At 70.3% G+C, this 17845-nt stretch carries 20 protein-coding genes; 8 read left to right on the plus strand and 12 right to left on the minus strand.

Features of this window, described 5'->3' with window-relative positions; genetic code table 11:
• The first annotated feature begins 99 nt into the window (after positions 1-99).
• Positions 100-873 carry an enoyl-CoA hydratase/isomerase family protein gene (locus AB0J66_RS39340; RefSeq protein ID WP_364672196.1) on the plus strand — a complete coding sequence of 258 codons (774 nt, stop codon included), beginning with the start codon at positions 100-102 and terminating at the stop codon, positions 871-873.
• Positions 874-921: 48 nt separating this feature from the next.
• Here the strand turns inward: AB0J66_RS39340 and AB0J66_RS39345 are convergent, their stop codons facing one another.
• Together AB0J66_RS39345 and AB0J66_RS39350 are read right to left on the minus strand one after the other, a co-directional pair.
• Positions 922-1806 carry a DUF5996 family protein gene (locus AB0J66_RS39345; protein WP_364672198.1) on the minus strand — a complete coding sequence of 295 codons (885 nt, stop codon included), beginning with the start codon at positions 1804-1806 and terminating at the stop codon, positions 922-924.
• 107 nt (positions 1807-1913) lie between these two features.
• Positions 1914-2837 (minus strand): LysR substrate-binding domain-containing protein, encoded by a 924-nt coding sequence (locus AB0J66_RS39350; protein WP_364672199.1) that lies wholly within the window; start codon positions 2835-2837, stop codon positions 1914-1916.
• Between the two features lie 111 nt (positions 2838-2948).
• On the opposite strand from AB0J66_RS39350, the gene AB0J66_RS39355 reads away from it, so the two are divergent.
• Both AB0J66_RS39355 and AB0J66_RS39360 read left to right on the plus strand, forming a co-directional pair.
• Positions 2949-3503: a hypothetical protein gene (locus tag AB0J66_RS39355; RefSeq protein ID WP_364672200.1), complete on the plus strand. Its 555-nt coding sequence runs from the start codon at positions 2949-2951 to the stop codon at positions 3501-3503.
• A gap of 112 nt (positions 3504-3615) precedes the next feature.
• Positions 3616-4869: an FAD-binding protein gene (locus AB0J66_RS39360; RefSeq protein WP_364672202.1), complete on the plus strand. Its 1254-nt coding sequence runs from the start codon at positions 3616-3618 to the stop codon at positions 4867-4869.
• Here the strand turns inward: AB0J66_RS39360 and AB0J66_RS39365 are convergent.
• Positions 4866-5474, minus strand: a complete 609-nt coding sequence (locus AB0J66_RS39365; protein ID WP_364672204.1) for a TetR/AcrR family transcriptional regulator — start codon at positions 5472-5474, stop codon at positions 4866-4868. The genes AB0J66_RS39360 and AB0J66_RS39365 overlap by 4 nt on opposite strands.
• 95 nt (positions 5475-5569) lie before the next feature.
• On the opposite strand from AB0J66_RS39365, the gene AB0J66_RS39370 reads away from it, so the two are divergent.
• Positions 5570-6316: an SDR family oxidoreductase gene (locus tag AB0J66_RS39370; RefSeq protein ID WP_364672205.1), complete on the plus strand. Its 747-nt coding sequence runs from the start codon at positions 5570-5572 to the stop codon at positions 6314-6316.
• 26 nt (positions 6317-6342) lie between these two features.
• Here the strand turns inward: AB0J66_RS39370 and AB0J66_RS39375 are convergent, their stop codons facing one another.
• From AB0J66_RS39375 to AB0J66_RS39410, 8 genes are all read right to left on the minus strand, one after another.
• Positions 6343-7329, minus strand: a complete 987-nt coding sequence (locus AB0J66_RS39375) for an alpha/beta hydrolase (RefSeq protein ID WP_364672404.1) — start codon at positions 7327-7329, stop codon at positions 6343-6345.
• Positions 7227-7781, minus strand: a complete 555-nt coding sequence (locus tag AB0J66_RS39380; RefSeq protein ID WP_364672207.1) for a hypothetical protein — start codon at positions 7779-7781, stop codon at positions 7227-7229. The genes AB0J66_RS39375 and AB0J66_RS39380 overlap by 103 nt, the downstream gene beginning before the upstream one ends.
• A 52-nt stretch (positions 7782-7833) precedes the next feature.
• Positions 7834-8574: a MerR family transcriptional regulator gene (locus AB0J66_RS39385; protein WP_364672209.1), complete on the minus strand. Its 741-nt coding sequence runs from the start codon at positions 8572-8574 to the stop codon at positions 7834-7836.
• 73 nt (positions 8575-8647) lie between these two features.
• On the minus strand, positions 8648-9316 hold the full coding sequence (locus AB0J66_RS39390; RefSeq protein WP_364672210.1) for an ABC transporter permease: 669 nt from the start codon (positions 9314-9316) through the stop codon (positions 8648-8650).
• Between the two features lie 61 nt (positions 9317-9377).
• On the minus strand, positions 9378-10307 hold the full coding sequence (locus AB0J66_RS39395; protein WP_364672212.1) for an ABC transporter ATP-binding protein: 930 nt from the start codon (positions 10305-10307) through the stop codon (positions 9378-9380).
• Positions 10304-11053, minus strand: coding sequence for an ABC transporter permease (locus AB0J66_RS39400; RefSeq protein WP_364672213.1), 750 nt, complete (start codon positions 11051-11053; stop codon positions 10304-10306). Before AB0J66_RS39400 ends, AB0J66_RS39395 begins: the two co-directional genes overlap by 4 nt.
• Positions 11050-11946: an ABC transporter ATP-binding protein gene (locus AB0J66_RS39405; protein ID WP_364672214.1), complete on the minus strand. Its 897-nt coding sequence runs from the start codon at positions 11944-11946 to the stop codon at positions 11050-11052. Before AB0J66_RS39405 ends, AB0J66_RS39400 begins: the two co-directional genes overlap by 4 nt.
• Positions 11947-11987: 41 nt before the next feature.
• Positions 11988-12740: an SDR family oxidoreductase gene (locus tag AB0J66_RS39410; RefSeq protein ID WP_364672215.1), complete on the minus strand. Its 753-nt coding sequence runs from the start codon at positions 12738-12740 to the stop codon at positions 11988-11990.
• A 135-nt stretch (positions 12741-12875) separates the two neighbouring features.
• Here AB0J66_RS39410 and AB0J66_RS39415 point away from each other — a divergent pair, with 135 nt between their 5' ends.
• Genes AB0J66_RS39415 through AB0J66_RS39425 form a run of 3 tightly spaced genes read left to right on the plus strand, consistent with a single transcriptional unit; the run spans position 12876 to position 16240 of the window.
• The gene (locus AB0J66_RS39415; protein WP_364672216.1) at positions 12876-13424 is read left to right on the plus strand and encodes a TetR/AcrR family transcriptional regulator; all 549 of its coding nucleotides are present in this window, start codon (positions 12876-12878) and stop codon (positions 13422-13424) included.
• A 48-nt stretch (positions 13425-13472) separates the two neighbouring features.
• Positions 13473-14141, plus strand: a complete 669-nt coding sequence (locus tag AB0J66_RS39420) for a hypothetical protein (protein ID WP_364672218.1) — start codon at positions 13473-13475, stop codon at positions 14139-14141.
• Positions 14138-16240, plus strand: coding sequence for an MMPL family transporter (locus tag AB0J66_RS39425; RefSeq protein WP_364672220.1), 2103 nt, complete (start codon positions 14138-14140; stop codon positions 16238-16240). Before AB0J66_RS39420 ends, AB0J66_RS39425 begins: the two co-directional genes overlap by 4 nt.
• Here the strand turns inward: AB0J66_RS39425 and AB0J66_RS39430 are convergent.
• Positions 16203-17006, minus strand: a complete 804-nt coding sequence (locus tag AB0J66_RS39430) for a PrsW family intramembrane metalloprotease (protein ID WP_364672222.1) — start codon at positions 17004-17006, stop codon at positions 16203-16205. The two genes, AB0J66_RS39425 and AB0J66_RS39430, sit on opposite strands and share 38 nt — an antisense overlap.
• 120 nt (positions 17007-17126) lie before the next feature.
• Here AB0J66_RS39430 and AB0J66_RS39435 point away from each other — a divergent pair, with 120 nt between their 5' ends.
• A complete protein-coding gene (locus AB0J66_RS39435) occupies positions 17127-17837 on the plus strand; it encodes a MerR family transcriptional regulator (RefSeq protein ID WP_364672223.1) in 711 nt (236 codons plus the stop codon).
• Positions 17838-17845 lie beyond the last annotated feature (8 nt).

Consider the following 17845-nt stretch of genomic DNA (forward strand, 5'->3'; position numbering starts at 1 on the left):
GTGCTGAATGCCTTCGCCATCACCTTCGGTGACCGCTGGCCGGCCGCCGAAACCTACTAACCAAGCGCCGGAAACACCGATCTTGGTACGGACCCGATCGTGCTGGACAACCCGCCGGTGAACGCGCTGAGCGTGACGATGATGCGGGAATTGCGCACGGTCCTGGCCGCCCTGCGCGACGACCCGGCGACGAGGGTGATCGTCTTCTCCAGCGCGAACCCGGAGTTCTTCATCGCCCACGTCGACATGAACGTGGTCGAGCAGATGGACGAGCTGCAGGCGATGGCAGCCCAGGCCCCGGCCGGCGTCAACGTGTTCCAGGCCGTCGGTGAGCTCGTCCGGCATCAGCCGCAGGTGACGATCGTCAAGCTGGCCGGGAAGGCGCGTGGGGGCGGGGCGGAGTTCGTCGCGGCCGCCGACATGACGTTCGCCGCGGAGGAGACCGCTGGGCTGGGGCAGATCGAGGCCCTGATGGGGATCGTGCCGAGCGGCGGCGCCACCCAGTACCTCCGTCAGCGGATGGGCCGCAACCGGGCGCTGGAGATCCTGCTGACCGGCGAGCTGTTCGACGCGCGGACCGCGGCCGACTACGGCTGGATCAACCGCGCGGTGCCCTCGGCCGAGCTGGACGCCCACGTCGATCGGGTGGCGCACAACATCGCCGCTCTCCCCGAAGGCGTCGTCGCCGGCATGAAGAGTGCGCTGCCCCCTGAGGATCTCACCGAGGGCTTCGCCCGGGAGGAGTCCGCGTGGGGCGCGCTGATCGGCCGTCCCGGGACCCGGCAGCTGATGGCGGACGCCGCGGCCAAGGGTGTGCAGACGGTCGAGGGCGAACGCGATCTGGAAGGGCTGATGCGCTCGTTGGCGCGGTGAACGGCGTACGTCGCGTCCCCTGGCCCCCCGGTCCAGGGGACGCGACCGTCACGCCTCCACGGCGGAGCGGTCCCAGTCGGCCAGATCGGCCGCGGCCGCGTAGGTTCCGCGGAGGAAGTCCAGCAGTGTCGTGTCGGGGTCGGCCGAGTCGGCCACCGTCTCGTACGGCAGCAGACACTCCCGCAGGCCCTTGTCGTAGTAGGCGGCCGTGCGTTCGGCGTACCCGGGCGGCTCCGGATACGCGTACGCGTAGAAGGCGCCCTCCTCGCCGCCACCCGGCCAGAAGCCGAAGCTGGCCAGCTCGTGCGAGTAGCCCTCGTGCATGACCCACGGCGGGCAGTTGGGCACGCCGCCCGGGTGGGGCGGGGCGACGCGGCCGGAGAAGCGGGTGTACGCCAGATCCATCGCACCCCAGAAGAAGTGCACCGGGCTGGCCTTGCCCACGAACTCGGAACGGAAGCGGCCCAGCACCCGCTCGGCCTGCTGCAGTTGGCGCCAGAACAGCCGTACGGCCTCCCCGTCGTAGGAACTGTGCTGGTCGTTGTCGGCGAAGGGGATCGCGAACTCGACCTCGTTCGGCACGGGGTGGATGCTCGGTTCCAGGCCGAGCGCGGCCAGCGCCTCCAGGGTCTCGCCGTAGAACGCCGAGACGGGCTTGGGTTCGAGGGCTACCTCACGCGAGTCACCGTCGCTGGCGCGTACGCGCAGCCGGTCGTCGACGAAGTCGAACTCGATGTCGAAGACGCCGTTGTCGTACGGCACGGCCGAGGTGGTCAGGCCGCGGGCGGTGGGATAGAGCGTGACGTGCCACCAGTGGTTGGCCCGCGGCGCGTACGCCATCCGGATCTTGCCGACGATCTGGGTCCACATGTGCAGGGTGTCGCGGGTCTCGGTCCAGTCGGCGACGCGCAGCCGCGGCCACGTGTTCTTCATGCCATTCCTCTCGTCGGCCGAGCCGGCCTGGGCAGGTGCGCGGCTCGGGCCCAGGAGACACCGTGTTCTTCGAACAGGGTCAAGCTTCAACCGATCGCCGGCGCCCGTCAGCGGCGCCATCCGTGGTGGTCCGCGCATCGCCGGGCGGTGGCGACGACGCCGGTCACGGCCGGGGACGAATCGTCGGCGGACCACAACATCGAGAGGTCGGCCGGGATCGGTGGATCGACGACAGCGCGAGGTACGACGCGGGTGCCGGCCTTGACCGCGTGTTCCGCGAACGACGCCGGGGCCAGGCCGATCTCACGCCCGGTGGAGAGCCGCGCGAGCATGGCGTTGACCGCCGGCTCCTCGAAGGCGCGAATCTCGGGGGAGAAACCGGCACTCTGGCACGCGGCGACGATGCCGTCGTAGTACACCGGCGCGAGGTGACGGGGGAACAGCAACAGCGTCTCGTCGCGAAGCTCTTCGACCCGGATCTCAGGGGCCGCGGCCAGGCGGTGACGGGTGCTGAGAAGCGCGGTGACGGACTCCTGACGGAGAATCTCACCGGTCACCCCGTCCGGCAGTTGTGGTGAAAGCGCCAGGCCGATGTCCAGCTCGCCGAGGCGGATTCGTTCGGCGATCTCGGCGCTGAAGACCTCCCGGGCGTCGATCGTCACGTCGGGATGGTTCTCCGCGACACCATCCAGAAGCGCCGTGAGGCTGCCGAAGTTCGCCACCGGGGTGTATCCCAGCCGGATCGTCCTCGCCTGGCCCGACCCGGCCAGGCGGGCGTGCTCCAGCGCCCGTTCCAGCGCGGTCAGCGCGGCCGGCGCCTCGTCGGCCAGGATCCGGCCGGCGGCGGTGAGCTGCACCCGGCGACTCGAACGCACGAAGAGGGGAGTTCCCAGCGATTCCTCGAGTTTGCGGATCTGGTGACTCAGCGACGGCTGGGAGATGTAGAGGTGTGCGGCCGCCCGGCCGAAGTGAAGTTCCTCGGCCACGGCCAGGAAGTAGCGAAGGACGCGCGGGTTGATATCGATAGACAAAACCTATCGCCCGGCGCCCGTACAAGTCTTGGACGCCCCTCAGAAGATCGTCTTAACGTGTCTCGGCGGACGCGGACACTTCAGACGCGTTCCGGACCTGTAGGGGGATCCATGAACATCACCGTGATCGGACGAGGCAACATCGGCGGCGGACTGGCCGGTCTCTGGGAGGGGGCCGGCCACCGGGTGGAGCGGCTCGGTCGTCCCGGCGGCGATGCCGCCGCCGCGGAAGTGGTGCTGATCGCCGTCCCCGGCGATGCGGTGCAAGCGGCTCTGTCGTCGGTGACGGGACTGTCCGGCAAGACGGTGTTGGACGCCACCAACCTCTACGGCGACGTCAAGCCTCCGGCCGGGTTCGCCTCGAACGCCGAGTACGTGAAGTCCGTGACCGGCGGGCCGACCGCCAAGATCTTCAACACCAACATCGCCGACTTGTACGGACGGATCGGCAGTGCCCGCGTACGACCGAGCAACCTGTGGTCCGGTGACGAGGAGGCCCGGCGCGTCGTGGAGCGGCTGAGCCTCGACGCGGGGTATGAAGCGGTCCGCTTGGGGGATTTGCGTATGGCCGCGACTCAGGAGGGTCTCGCCCACGCCGTCATCGCCATCGCCCAGGCCGGGCTCGGCGAGTTCGTCTACCGGCTGGCCACACCCGAACAGCTCTGACCTTTCGCTGGACCGTGTGGTGTGAACATGCTGTCCACTAGATCTCCAGACGATCTCGCTACCGTCGCGCCGGAAGGTCAACGGGAGGCGAAGGCATCGATGGGAGACTCACGTGGATGTGTGGAACGGCGCCGTCAGACACCGCCCGGCGGCCGTGGTCCGGCCCGCAACGGCCGAGCAGGTGGCGCGAGCCGTCGTCGACCGGGGTGAGCTGGCGCTGTCGGTGCGCTCGGGCGGACACGATCCCGCCGGCCGGTCGGTCCGTGACGGCGGGCTCGTGCTCGACATCCGCGATCTGAGCGCGGTTCAGATCGACGCTCGGCGCAGGATCGCCCGGATCGGCGGAGGCGCCACCTCCGCCTCGGTGGAGTCCGCCGCCGCTGTTCACGGGCTGGCGGCGGCGGCCGGCAACGTGGGTTCGGTCGGGTTCGCCGGGCTCAGTCTCGGTGGCGGCTACGGGCCGCTGTCCGGCCGCTACGGCCTGGCCGTGGACAACATCGTCGGCGCGCAGGTCGTGCTCGCCGACGGCCGCATCGTGGAGACCGACGAGACCCATGAGCCGGAGCTGTTCTGGGCGATCCGGGGCGGCGGGGGGAACTTCGGTGTCGTCACCGAGCTGCGGGTCCGGCTCCATCCCGTCGAGCGGCTCACCGTGGGGATCCTCTTCTTCGCCTGGGAGGAGGCCGAGCAGCTGTTCCCTCTCCTGGCCGGCTACATGCACGACGCGCCGGACGCCCTCACCACCCAGCTCGGCGTCTTCACCTCGCCGACCGGTAAGCCGGGACTGTTCGCCCTGCCCGTCTGGTCCGGCGACCCGGAGGAGGGCCGCGCCGAGATCGACAAGTTCGCAGGTCTGGGAACGGTGACGTCCAGCCAGGTCTCCGATATGGGTTACGTCGACCTGATGGCCTTCTACGAGACGCTGACCCCGGCCGGCCGGCAGGTCGCCATGCGGACCCGGACCGTCCGGGACATCACCCCGGCGGTGGCGCGTGCCCTGGTGCACGCCGGCGACACGGTCACCACTGCGATGTCCGGAATCCCGATCAACCAGCTCCGCGGACCGTCCACCATGGTCGATCCGGGCGAGACCGCTTTCGGCTACCGCACCCCGCACTTCGTGGTCGAGATCGCCGCAGTGTGGACCCCGGACCTTCCCGGCGAGCACGCGGCGTGGGCCCGCGATGTGTCAGCCGAGCTTCGGCCGCACGCCCTGCCGGGCGGCTACGTCAACCTCATCGGGCCGGACGAACGGGATCAGGCCGACGCCGCCTACGGCCCCAACACAGCCCGCCTGCTCACCGCGAAGCGAACCTACGACCCGGCCACCGTGTTCTCCGCGATCTCACTACCCTCTTTTGGCTAGACCGGTGGCCAGTTCCGCAGGGCGGCGTCGGCGACCTGCTGGAGGATGTCGCGCTCGGCGCCGGCGGCGGCCTGCACGGCGATGCCGTTCCCGATGGTGATGACGTATTTCGCCAGGACGGCCGGGTCGGTCCCGGGCGGCAGGTCACCCTCCTCGACCGCGCGGCGGAACCGGTCCGTCAGCTTCGACCTGGTCTCTTCTCCCCAGGCGGCCAGCAGCTCGCGGACCCCCTGCCCGCTCTCACCGCCGATCAGGGAGGCCCGCAGGCTCAGGCACCCGGTGGGGTAGCCCGGCAGGGTGGCACTGCGGACCGCGCCGCGGAGGAACACCTCGGCCACCTGCTGGGCGGTCGGCTCGGCCAGCGCCTCGTCGCCGTACGACGCCGGGCCGTCGCTGTATCGCCTCAGGACCTTGCGGAACAGCTCTTCCTTGTTGCCGAAGGCCGCATACATGCTCGTACGGCTGATCCCCATGGCCTCGGTCAGGTCGAACAGGCTCGCGCCCTCGTAGCCGTTCTGCCAGAACACCCGCATCGCGTTCTCGAGCGCCTCGTCGGCGTCGAAGCCTCTCGGCCGGCCCCCGCGACCGCTCTGCTCACCGTCCATGTGAGCAACCTTACCAGTTACGTACCGATCGATCCGGAAGTGCTACCGTGGTTCCGTACCGATCGATCGGTACAGAACCGGAAGGGATTTTCGTCATGAGCGAGTTGACCGGCAAGACTGCTTTGATCACCGGCTCCACCACCGGCATCGGCCGGGCGACGGCCTACGCTCTCGCCGCGCTCGGCGCCGGCGTGGTGGTGACCGGACGCGACGCCCAGCGCGGGCAGGAAGTCGTGCAGAAGATCCAGGCCGACGGCGGCATGGCCCGTTTCGTGGCCGCCGACCTGACCGATCAGGATGACGTGGCCCGCCTGGCCCGCGAGTCCGGAGAGGTGGACATCCTGGTGAACAACGCCGGGGTGGGCAGCTTCGGCCCCAGCGCCGACATCAGCGGCGAACAGTACGACGCCATGCTCGACGCCAACGTCCGCGCGGTCTACCAGCTGACCACCGCCCTGGCGCCGAAGATGGCCGAGCGCGGCAGCGGCAGCGTGATCAATGTCAGCAGCGGCGCGGCCGTGGTCGGGGACGTCAACAACGCGGTCTACGCCGCCACCAAGGCGGCGGTGAGCTCGCTGACCCGCGCCTGGGCGGCCGAGTACGGGCCGTCCGGCGTCCGCGTCAACGCCGTCGCCCCCGGCCCGGTCCTCACCAGCGCCCCCGAGGAATACCTCCGGGGCTACATCCCGCTGACCCCGCTGCGCCGTTTCGCCCAGCCGGAAGACGTCGCCCAGGTCATCGCGTTCCTGGCCGGCCCGGGCGCCTCGTTCGTGAGCGGGGCCCACATCCCCGTCGACGGCGGCCTCACCGCCGTCGAGCCCCCGAAGCCGGGCTACCTGTAACGGGAGCAGCCGGCCCGGAACTCTGTCTACGCCGAACAGGTGGGCATTGTTCCGGGCAGCTTCAGGTCGACCAGATAGTCGGCGGCGATCCGGTCGACACACTTGTTCGTCCCGGCCGAGACGACCGTGTGCCCCTCGCCCTTCACCGTCAAGAGCGAGCTCTTGAGGATCTCCGCGAGCTTGATGCCGCCGGCGTGGGGCGTGGTGGGGTCCCCGGTGATCGAGACGACGAGCGTCCGCGGAAGGCCCGGCACGCTTTGGGCGTACGGAATGGTGAGGGTGGGCCGAGCGGGCCAGAACTCACAGCCGTCGCGGGCGCCCCGTGTGATGTCGCCACCCGGGTTCATGAAGGGAGCCACCTCGAACGTCCGGGTCCGCAGCTCGGCCACGTCGGCCGGGGTCAGGCGCTGCTCGTCCATACAGTTGATCGCGAACAGGGCCTCGGTGACGTTGCCGTTCACCGCCTCGTCGGCTTCACCGCCGCCGATGTCCCGGGCCAACCCCAGCAGCGCATCACCGCGCCCCTGCTTGAGTTCGGAGAGGCCACGCACGACGGTGGGCCACAGACTCGGGCCGTAGAGGCCCGCGATCACGCCGCCGAGGGCACCATCGAAGTCGAGCTCCTGACCGGCCGCCGGCACCGGCTTGTCACGCAGCGGTTGCATGATCGCCTGGAAGTTCTTCGTCGCCGCCTTCGGATCGGTCCCGAGGGGACACGAGGCTTGTTCGGCGCACGCGGCGGCCATCACATCGAAAGACCTTTGAAAGCCGGCGTACGCGGCGAGCCGCCGATCGATCGTGCCGAGCGTGGGGTCGAACGCGCCGTCGAGCACCATCGCCCGTACCCGGTCCGGGAACTGCTCGGCGTAGACGGACCCGAGCCGCGTGCCGTAGCTCTGGCCGAGGTAGGTCAGCTTCTCGTCACCCAGGGCTCCTCCTCGGTCAGATCGACGACCAGCGTCAAGGAGGGGAACACCCTGTCCCCGCGGGTCGTGCCCTTCTCCGAGTAGCAGTCAGCGGCCGGCTTGGTGGCGCCGACTCCACGGGGGTCGAAGCCCACCACGTCGAAGCTCTCGGTGATGCGGCTCTTGGCCAGGGCCCGGCTGACGGCCAGACCACCGAGGACCCCGGAGCCACCCGGGCCGCCGGGGTTGAAGACCACCGAGCCTTTCGACTGGCCCCGCGCCTTGACCCGCAGAACCGCGACCGACGCCGTATCGCCCTGCGGGTCGGCGTAGTCGAGCGGCACGCTCATTCGCGCACACTCGGCTTTGGGGTCGGCCAGGATCTCCGCCTCACGCTTGCTGGTGGCGAACTCCGTACAGCCCTTCCACTCCAGCTTCTGCGCGTGGAACTTCTCCAGTCCGGACGCCGGACTCTCGTTCTCCGCGAACGTACAGCCCGTGATTCCGGCTGTTACCAGCGTGAGAATCAAAATGCCGACGCGGTTCTTCGTTCTGGGCACAGCACTGGCTCCTCTCCTCAGAGCCAGTCAAAACCGTGTCCCAACCACCGGGTCAAGGCGCCGTCGGGTCCGGATTCAGTTGCTGGTGCGCGAGGAGGCTGGCCCGGGTGAGCACGTCGACCTGGGCCGGGTTGTAGACCGAGACCACGGCGTCGACGAAAGTCTGCTGGGTGACCTGCTCGCTGTTCGACAAGTGGGCGCCCGGGTCGGTGAGCCACGGATAGTCGATGAGGTTCTGGGCGATGACCGGCGCCAGCCGCTCGGCGAGGTCGCGCCGGGTGGCCTCGTCCGCGTCCGGCGGCAGGGCGTCCAGCTCGGCGTTGACCGGGTCGGTGTCGGTCTCCACCATGCGTTTCAGGTCTTTCATGGCGTCGTCGTCGTACAGCCGGGTGTAGATGTGGATGAGCGAGGTGTCGGCCTCGGACAGGCGCGGCGCGACCGATTCGAAACCCTCCGGGACGTCGGCCGGCGCGCCGTCGCGCAGAATGGCCGCGATGTCGGCGCGGGCCTTGGTCAGGCGCTCGATCTCGGCTTCGAGCTCGGCGTCGACCTCGCGCAGCACCTCCGGGGGGACCTGCCCGTCCGCCATGGCCGCGCCGATGTGGGACAGCGGGACGCCGAGAGCCACCAGGCGCCGGATACGCAGCAGGCAGACGAGATGCGACACCCCGTACTGCTTGTAGCCGTTGTATCGGCGCTCCGGCTCCTCGAGCAGACCGAGCCGATGGTAGTGCCGGATGGTGTTCACAGTGGTGCCGGCCAGCTCGGCGAGCTCCCTGGTGCTCCAGGCCATATCGGCCCCTCCCAGGTCTCGCCCCTCGGCCCTCGACGCCGCGTCGATCAGCCCTCCCGGGCAAGCTAGCACCTTATCGGCGGGGTTCCCAGCGGAACAGCCGCAGGGCGAGCACGATCGCGACGACGACCCAGGCGAGCGTCGGGGCCAGCAGCGGCAGCGACTCGGTGAGGGGGACGCCGCCGTTCCAGGTGTGCACGATGAGCTCGGTGGCCGATCCGCCGGGCAGCACCCGCTTGAGCAGGGTGAGGCTTTCCGTGCCGGTGATGCCGACCCAGCTGGCCACGGCGATGGTGAGCAGGCTGATCGGCAGCGTGGTGACCTGGGCCTGCTCGGGTGAGCCGGTCAGGCCGGCGGTGGCCAGGGCCAGGGCGAACATCATGACGAAGGTGGCCAGGATCGACACCGCCAGCAGTGTGACGTTGGCCGGGTGGCCGCTGACCGCGGCGAAGACGCCCAGGATGGCCACGGCCTGGACGACGGCGGTGAGGGCGACCGGCAGGGTCAGGCCGGCCAGGATGGCCGGGTCGGTGGCCGCGGTGGAGCGCAGCCGCTTGAGGAACAGGTCCTGCCGGCGGGCGGCCAGGGTGGTCACCGCCGTGGTGTAGAGGCTGAACGCGCCGACGGTGAAGACGAGGACGGCGGCGATGTAGCCCAGGCTGCCGATCTCGGCGAACGCGTCGCGGCGGTAGATGAAGAAGGCGCTGGCCAGCAACGGCATGATGAGGTTGGAGATCAGCACGGCCCGGTTGCGGAAGATCTGAGCGAATTCGCTGTACGCGATGGGAAGCGTGTCGTCGCCTCTAACGGGTCGGGGTCGGTGCCACGTCGGTCTCGATGGCGCGGAAGACGTCGTCCAGCCGGGTCGGCGCAGCGGAGAGCCCGTGCAGGTCGACGTCGTACAGGTCCGCCCAGTCGAGCAGCCGCTTGAGATCTGCTTGCAGTTCGAACGTCTCGATCCGGTACGGGCCCTCCGGCTGGGCGGCGCCGAGGGGCGGGGTGGGAGCCCCGGGAGACAACGAGAATTGGATCGCAGCGGGCAGCGTCCGGGTCAGCTCGGCCACCGTTCCCTGGGTGCGCAGCGTGCCCTGGTGCATCAGCCCGATACGGTCGGCGTGCTGTTGCGCCTCTTCGAGGTAGTGCGTCGTCAGAATGACGGTCGAGCCCGAGCCACGGAGCTCACCCACCGCCGCCCACAACGCATCACGCGACTGGATGTCCAACCCCGTGGTCGGCTCGTCCAGGAAGATGAGCTCCGGCCGCCCGTAGACAGCGGTGGCGAAGTCGAGTCGCCGCTTCTCGCCGCCGGACAGCTGCCCGACCCGGGTCCCGGCCTTGCGCGTGAGATCGACGACGTCCAGGACCCGGTCGACCGAATCCGTGCGGCCGGAGAGCCGGCCGATCAGCCGGACCGACTCCGCGACGGTGAGATCGGCCGAGAACCCGCTCTCCTGCAACATGATGCCCATCCGCGGACGCACCGCGCGCCGGTCCGCCGGGCTCTCCCCGAAGACGCGTACGGTGCCCGAGGACGCCGGTCGATGCCCCTCGACGACCTCCAGAGCCGAGGTCTTGCCCGCACCGTTGGTGCCCAGAAGCGCGTACAGCTCGCCTTGCTCGACCCGGAGGGTCAAGTTCTTGACGGCCTGAAATTCGCCGTACGAGACGTTGAGGTGCTCCACTTCGACGACCGGTCTCTGCGCCGCCTGTTCCATGTCGGTCCTGCCCTTCACGCGTCGGTCTTCTTGAGGCGAACGGCCGTGGCGGCCAGGGCCACGACGACGTATCCGGCGAAGACCGCGAGACCGGTCCACGGCCCCAACGTGCCGTCGTCGTGGGTCAGTGCCATCACGGCGCTGCCGGCGTTGCTCGGCAGGTACGGGGTGATGGTGTCGGCGATCGAGTCCGGCAGCAGCGCGGCCAGACCGGGGACGATCAGCAGCAGGCCGGCCAGGATCGCGATGGCCCCGGCGCTGGAACGCACGAGCATGCCGAGCGCGACGCCGAGCACCGCGACCAGGCCCAGATAGAGTCCGGCGCCGAACAGGGCCCGCAGCACACCGTCGTCGCCGAGGGCGAGACGGCCGACCTCGTCGTTGAGCACGGCCGAGCCCAGCGCGAACGCGGCGAAGGCGCCGGCCGTCATCGTGACCAGGGCAGCGGTCCCGGCCACCAGGCTCTTCGACCAGAGCACGGGCAACCGGCGCGGCACCGCGGCCAGGGTCGCCCGGATCATGCCGGTGGTGTATTCGCCCGCCCCCAGCAGCGCGCCGAGCACGCCGACGGCGAGGGCGGCCAGGGTGCTGCCGGACAGGGCCAGATCGACCGACGACAGGCTGTCGTCCGAGACGGACGCCGAGGCGATCATGCCGAACGCGATCAGAAGGAAGACCGAGATGCCGGTCGTGACCCAGGTGGAGCGCAGGGAGGAGAACTTGGTCCATTCGGCGGCGACGACACCGGCCGGGGTGATCTTCATCGGGCGGCCTCGTATTCGACGGCGTTGTGGGTCAGGGTCATGAAGGCCTCTTCGAGCGAGGTGTTCTGCGGGGTCAGCTCGAACAGCGGGATGCCGCGGGCGGCCGCGGCCAGCCCGATCGCCCGGGCGGTGGCGCCGGTCACGAGCAGTTCCTCGGCCCCGGTCGAGGTGACGGTGACACCCGGACCGGCGATCGCCGTACGCAGCGCGTCGGGGGCGGCGGTGACGACCCGGACGCCTTCCGCGGTCACGAAGTCGGCCACGGTGGTGTCGGCCAGCAGCCGGCCCCGGCCGATGATGACCAGGTGGTCGGCGATCAGCGAGACCTCGCTCATCAGGTGCGAGGACAGCATCACGGTGCGGCCCTCGGCGGCCAGGCCGGTGAGCAGGTTGCGCACCCAGAGGACGCCGTCCGGGTCGAGCCCGTTGACCGGCTCGTCGAGCATCACCACGGCCGGGTCGCCGAGCAGCGCGGCGGCGATGCCGAGCCGCTGGCCCATGCCGAGGGAGAAGGCGCCGACCCGCTTGTGGGCGACGGCGGAGAGCCCCGTCAGGCCGAGCACCTCGTCGACACGGGCGCGCGGGATGCCGTGCGTACGGGCCAGGGCCAGCAAGTGGCTGACCGCCGTACGGCCGGGGTGCCCCGCCTTGGCCTCGAGCAGGACGCCGATCTCGTGCAGCGGGGCCTTCGAGGACGCGTACGGCTTGCCGTTGACCAGCACGTCGCCGGAGGTCGGCGCATCGAGGCCGACGATCATCCGCATGGTGGTCGACTTGCCGGCCCCGTTGGGCCCGAGAAAACCGGTGACCTGACCGGGCCTCGCCTCGAACGACAAGCGATCGACGACCGTCTTCGCGCCGTACCGCTTGGTCACTTCACGAACCTGAATCATGCCCCCATGCGACACCCTGTGCTCACGACACAGTCAAGGCCTTAGCCCTGCGCGGTCGGGCGGATGGTGATGTCGCCGATCTCGACGTCGGCGGGCTGCTCGATGGCGAAGGCGATGGCTCGCGCGACCGCCTCCGGGCTGATGGCGAACTCGGCCATGTTCTTGCGGGTCTGTTCGCGCAGCTGCGGGTCGTCGACGTAGTCGGCCAGTTCGGTGCGCACATAACCTGGCGAGACCGAGGTCGTTCGCAGCCAGCCCGCGGTCGACTCCTGCCGTAGCCCCTCGAGCAGGGTGCGCACGGCGTTCTTGGTCCCGGCGTACACCGCCTGGGTTGGCACGATCTTCAGACCGGACGTCGAGACCGTGGTGACGAAGTGGCCGCGCCGCTGGCGTTCGAAGACCGGCAGGGCCGCGGCGAGGCCGTTGAGCACGCCGCGCACGTTCACGTCGATCATCGCGTTCCAGGCGTCGACGTCCAGGTCGGCGATCGGGCCGATCCGGGCGATGCCGGCGTTGCTCACCAGCACGTCGAGGCGGCCGAACTCGTCCACGGCCTGCGCCACCAGCGCGCTCAGGTCGTCACGCGAGGTGACGTCGACCGCCCGCGTGGCCGCCCGCCCACCCTGCTCGCGGATCTCGTCGGCCAGTTTCTCCAGCCGGTCGAGCCGTCGGGCGCCGAGGACCACGGCCGCGCCGCGGGCGGCGAGTTCGCGGGCGGTCGCCTCGCCGATGCCGCTGCTGGCGCCGGTGATCGCCACCACGCGGGTCGCCCGGATGTTCGAAGTGGAAGTCATCGCGTACTCTCCCCCAAGAAAGAAGTGGACATCTGTCCGCTTACCTTCACAGCGTAGCGGACATGTGTCCGCTTACGCCAGGCAAGAGTCGCCACGGAAGATTCACCAGGAAAGATTCGCCAAGGAGGGAGAGCGATGACGCCGCTGCGCGCCGACGCGGCCGAGAACCGGGCCCGCATCCTGCGGATCGCGAAGGAGGTCGTCAGCCGCGCCGGCGCCGTCGAGGAGATCCGGCTCAACGAGATCGCCAAAGCGGCCGGCGTCGGCCAGGGCACGCTGTACCGCCACTTCCCCACCCGCGACGCCCTCCTGCTGGAGGTCTACCGCCACGACGTCGACGAGATGTGCGACGCCGCCGAGGTGCTGGTGCGTGCGCTACCGGCCGCCGAGGCACTGGAGAAGTGGCTGGAACGGGTCGAGGAGTACGCGTGGGTGAAACGCGGAGTCTTCGCCTCGGTCGAAGCCGCGATGCGCGCCGACGTGAGCGAGCACAGCCATCGCCGCATCAAGGAGGCGGTCGATCTGTTGCTGACCGCGGGCCGAACGGCCGGAACGGTGCGCGAGGACATCGACGCCCGCGACGTCGTGCTGCTCATCGGCTATCTGTCCCGGATCACCCCGGAGGAGCAAGAGACCCGGGCGCCTCGCCTACGAACCGTTGTGCTGAACGGTATCCGGCCGTGACATGCTGACGCGCTGGCGGTCGGCCGCGGTTCCAGGCAGGGTGATGCGGTGCGCGAAGACAATTCACGAACGAGGCGAAGCCTGCGGCTGGGCAGTCCGGCCGGTCTGATCCTGGCCGGCTTCTGCTTACTGCTGCCCTTTCTGACCGCGTCCTGTTCGAGTGAGGAGGCTCCCCGTGCACAGTGGCGGCTGTCGTACACCGGCATCGACGTCCTCACCGGCGGGCGGCCGGATGTCGAATTGACCGACGACGCGGACAAGGAACCGATGCGCCGGCTGGACGATGCCGAGGTCGAGGAGTTTCTCGGCGCGCCGCCCGCGTCCCTGCCCACGCTCCCGCTGGCCTGGCCGGCGGCAGCGCTCCTGCTCGCCGCGCTCGCCGCCACGGCGCTGCCGTCGCGCACGTGGCGCACGACGGCCACCGGTGGGCTCGCCCTGGCCGCCGCGGTGGTTCTGGCCGGCGCGACGGTGCTGGCCCGCAACGACGCGACCGGCGTGGTGGCCTCGGTGATGTCCGGGGTCTTCTCGGAGCGTATCGAGCGCCCGGCTTTGCGCGAAGGGGCCGTCTACGGCGAGGTCAGCGACATGTTCCGGTACGGGTGGGGGCTCTGGATCACGCTCGCCCTGGTGGCCGCCGTCGGTGTGGCCAACACCGTCGCGGCGGTCCGCCGGCCGGCGCCGGTCGCCGGGGAACCTGACTCCACACCGGTTGCGTGACGCGGTCCATGCTTGCTGAGCTGGGTCGTACGGTTTACGTCCGGCGTCTCGCCGTCCTGGCCGCCTGGGTGGTGGTCGCGCTGGCCGGCGCCGGTTTCGGTGGCAGCGTCTACGACCGTACGCAGTCGGTCGACACCCCGGTCACCGCCGCGCAGGACCGGTTGGACGCGGTGGCGCCCGAGGGCGAACGACTGGTCGCCGTCATCTCCGGGCGCGATGTCGGGGCCACCGATCTGGTCTCCAGCGTCACCCGGATCGCGTTCGAGATCCGCGCGATGCCCGGGGTGGCCGAGGTCGAGGACTCGTACACCACGGGGTCGCGGAAGGTCTCCCGCGACAACCGCAGCTCGCTGGTCACGGTCGAGCTGAAGCCGGGCCTGAGCGACGACGAGGCGTTGCGGGCCGCCGACGAGGTGAGCGCCGCCCTGCGCCGCATCGACGCCCCGGAGATCCTCATCGGCGGGGAGCTGCTGGCCGAACGGGAGTTCGGCGATCAGGCCGTACGCGACGCGGCCGTCGGCGAGTCCGTCGCGCTGGTCTGCGTGGGCATCCTGCTGGTCGTGATGCTGGGTGGTCTGGTGGCCGGTCTGCTGCCGTTGGCGGCCGCCCTGGGTGCGGTCGCGGCCACGTTGCTGGCGCTGACCGGGCTGGCCGGCTTCCTGCCGGTCAGCGATTACGCGGTCAATGTGGTCACCCTGCTCGGGATCGGGCTGGCGGTCGATTACAGCCTTCTGATGATCGCCCGGTTCCGGGAGGAGCGGGCCACCGGTCCGCGGGCGCCGTTGGCGGAGCTGATGTCCCGTACGGTGGCCACCGCCGGCCGGGCCGTGCTGGTGTCCGGTTCGGCGGTCACCGCGGCCCTCGTGGGCCTGTTCGCGTTCGGCGATCCGCTGCTGTCCGCGATGGCGATGGGTGGGGCGCTCGTGGTCGCGTTGACGACGGCGGCCGGGCTGACCCTCGTACCGGCGTTGATCGCAGTTGCCCATCGGCGCATCCCCGCCGCCGACCGGAAGCCGAGGCGAGGCCCCGGCGTACTGGCGCGGCTGGCCGCCTCCGCTCAACGGCGGCCGGCAGCGGTGGCCCTGGCGGCGACCGTCGGCCTGCTGGTGCTGAGCGCTCCGCTGCTGTTCGCCGAGTTCGCCAACTCCGACGTCCGGGCGCTGCCGAAGAGCAGCGAGGCCCGGCAGACGTACGAGGCAGTGCAGGGCAACTTCGCCGACCCGCCGAAAGCACCATTGACCATTGTGGCCGATGGCGATTCGGCCGGCCTGGTCGACACCGTACGGGCCCTGCCTGGCGTGTCCGAAGTGTTCGTCCGCTCCGAACTGCCACCCGGGGTGAGCGTCGCCGACGTGATACCGAAGGGAGCCGCGGACGGCGAGCAAGCCCAAGACCTGGTGGCAGCCGTACGGGCCATCGGCGCGCCCACACCCGTACTGGTGGCCGGACCCGCCGCGGAACTGGTCGATGCCAAGCAATCGGTGGCCGACCGCCTGCCCCTCGCCCTGGCGATCATCGTCGTGGCCACCGGGGCGTTGTTGTTCGCCCTCACGCGGTCTGTGGTCGTGCCGGTCAAGGCCCTCGCCCTGAACATGCTGACGCTGGCCGCGACCATGGGCGTCCTGGTCGCCGTCTTCCAATGGGGCTGGGGCGCCGGCCTGCTGGGCTTCGAACCGTGGGGTGCGCTGGACCTGACCACCCCGCTGCTGTTGTTCGTCTTCGCCTTCGGCCTCTCGACGGACTACGAGGTCTTCCTGCTGGCCCGGATCAAGGAGGAATGGGACCGGCGGACGGCGACCGATCGTACGGCCAATGACCGCGCCGTCCTGGCCGGCATCACCGCCACCGGCCCCGTCGTCACCACGGCCGCGCTGGCGATCGGCGTCGTGTTCCTCGGATTCGTCCTGGGCGGCCTGGTCGCGGTGAAGGAGATCGGTGTCGGCATGGCCGTCGCGGTCCTGCTCGACGTCACAGTCGTACGCGGTCTGCTCCTCCCGGCCACGATGTCCCTGCTCGGCCGCTGGAACTGGTGGCGACCCGGGACGTCCCGGCCCCTCGCGGTCATCGCGCGGACCGGCGCCGGAGAACCAGCGCCGTGACCAGCAGCGCGACGAACAGCGGGACCATCACCGCCCCGTAGATCCTGAAGATCAGGAGGTGATCGGCGGAGGCGAGGCCCGCGTAATCCCAGACACCGTGCAACGCGACGGCGGCCAGCAGGCCGAGGAGGATGAAGACGCGGCTCCGGTACGACGCGGCCACGCCCAGGCCGGCGATCGCCACGAAGAACGGGTGCATGAACGGCACCAGCACCAGGCGCAGGAAGAACGTCACGCCCAGGACCGTGGCGGCGTCCTCGCCCCCGGCGGTGAACTTCATGATCGCCCCGCCCAGGTAGAAGACGTTCTCGCTGAACGCGAACCCGGCCCCGGCCAGCCCGCCGAGCACGATGCCGTCGAGCAGTCCCCGGATCTGACGCCGGCGAGCCACCAGCAGCCAGAGCAGGAACAGCGCCTTGAACACCTCCTCGGTGACCGGGGTGGTCACCAGCGGATGGAACCACCGGCTGAAGTCCTTTCCGCCGAGGGCGTCCGTCAACTGTTGCAGCCAGCGCTGCGAGAAGATGGCGCCCAGCGCCGCGAACGACGCGCCCCACAGAAACGCCGAGATCAGCAGTCCCCGCCGTTCCCGCCCCGCCCCACGGCCGAGCCACCGCAGGGCCGCCACCACCACGGCCGTGACCGCGGCGGCGATCGGCAGGCCGGCCAGCGCACCACCGGCGCCGATCTGCGTCACGATCCACGCGCCGACACCGGCCAGGGCCAGGCCGGCCGCCGACGGCCAGAGCCACCGGGTACCGCTCATTGTTCACATCCGTTGTCTCCATCGCGGTGAGCCGCGACCCCGAACCGTTCGGGTTCCGGGTAGGAGACACTGTGCCGTCGCGGCATACTCAAGTCCGGCGAGCGGTGAAGGACGGAAACGGTGGGCTGGAGCACCCGGGAGCTGGCCCTGCTGGCGGGGACGACCCTGCGGGCGGTGCGGCACTATCATGAGATCGGCCTGTTGGCGGAGCCGGAGAGGCGCTCGAACGGCTACAAGGCCTACCGCACACGCCACCTGGTCCGGCTGGTCCAGATCCGCCGGCTCACCGAGCTCGGGTTCACCCTGGCTCAGATAGCCGAGGTGGGCGATGCCCCGGCCGACGACAGCACGATCCAGGCCGTCGACGCCTCGCTGTCGGCGGCGATCGACCGCCTCGAACACGCCCGGGCCGAACTGGCCGAGCTCCGCGAGCACCCGGCGCCGGCCGACATGCCACCCCGGATGTCCGCCGCCGCCGCGGACCTCTCCCCCGCCGACCGCTCGCTGTACGCCGTCCTGGCTCAGATGGCCGGCGACGCCAGCGCCGACCACTGGCGCGCCCTGATCGACAGCTCCGGCCGCGACCCCGAAACCACCGAGTTCGACGCTCTCACCGAGGACGCGGACGAGGCCACCCGCGAACGCCTCGCCGGCCACTTCGCGGCCCAGGCCAGAGCGGTCGAGGCCCGGCATCCCCTGCCCCCGGAGCTGCGCCCGGCGCTCACCTCCCCCACCGCCGGCGACGCCCTGATCAGGGTTCTGCTGGACGTCTACAACCCCGCCCAGCTGGACGTCCTGCACCGGATGTGGAAACACCTCGGCCACCTGTGACCGTCACG

This window comes from Actinoplanes sp. NPDC049598, from assembly GCF_040675435.1.
Lineage (GTDB): Bacteria > Actinomycetota > Actinomycetes > Mycobacteriales > Micromonosporaceae > Actinoplanes.

Bases quoted from the DNA above. Each gene is read 5' to 3' on its own strand.
- AB0J66_RS39415 (WP_364672216.1), top strand. From the start codon at position 12,876: ATGACGCCGCTGCGCGCCGACGCGGCCGAGAACCGGGCCCGCATCCTG.
- AB0J66_RS39385 (WP_364672209.1), bottom strand. From the start codon at position 8,574: ATGGCCTGGAGCACCAGGGAGCTCGCCGAGCTGGCCGGCACCACTGTG.
- AB0J66_RS39400 (WP_364672213.1), bottom strand. From the start codon at position 11,053: ATGAAGATCACCCCGGCCGGTGTCGTCGCCGCCGAATGGACCAAGTTC.
- AB0J66_RS39405 (WP_364672214.1), bottom strand. From the start codon at position 11,946: ATGATTCAGGTTCGTGAAGTGACCAAGCGGTACGGCGCGAAGACGGTC.
- AB0J66_RS39430 (WP_364672222.1), bottom strand. From the start codon at position 17,006: ATGAGCGGTACCCGGTGGCTCTGGCCGTCGGCGGCCGGCCTGGCCCTG.
- AB0J66_RS39370 (WP_364672205.1), top strand. From the start codon at position 5,570: ATGAGCGAGTTGACCGGCAAGACTGCTTTGATCACCGGCTCCACCACC.
- AB0J66_RS39355 (WP_364672200.1), top strand. From the start codon at position 2,949: ATGAACATCACCGTGATCGGACGAGGCAACATCGGCGGCGGACTGGCC.
- AB0J66_RS39345 (WP_364672198.1), bottom strand. From the start codon at position 1,806: ATGAAGAACACGTGGCCGCGGCTGCGCGTCGCCGACTGGACCGAGACC.
- AB0J66_RS39365 (WP_364672204.1), bottom strand. From the start codon at position 5,474: ATGGACGGTGAGCAGAGCGGTCGCGGGGGCCGGCCGAGAGGCTTCGAC.
- AB0J66_RS39410 (WP_364672215.1), bottom strand. From the start codon at position 12,740: ATGACTTCCACTTCGAACATCCGGGCGACCCGCGTGGTGGCGATCACC.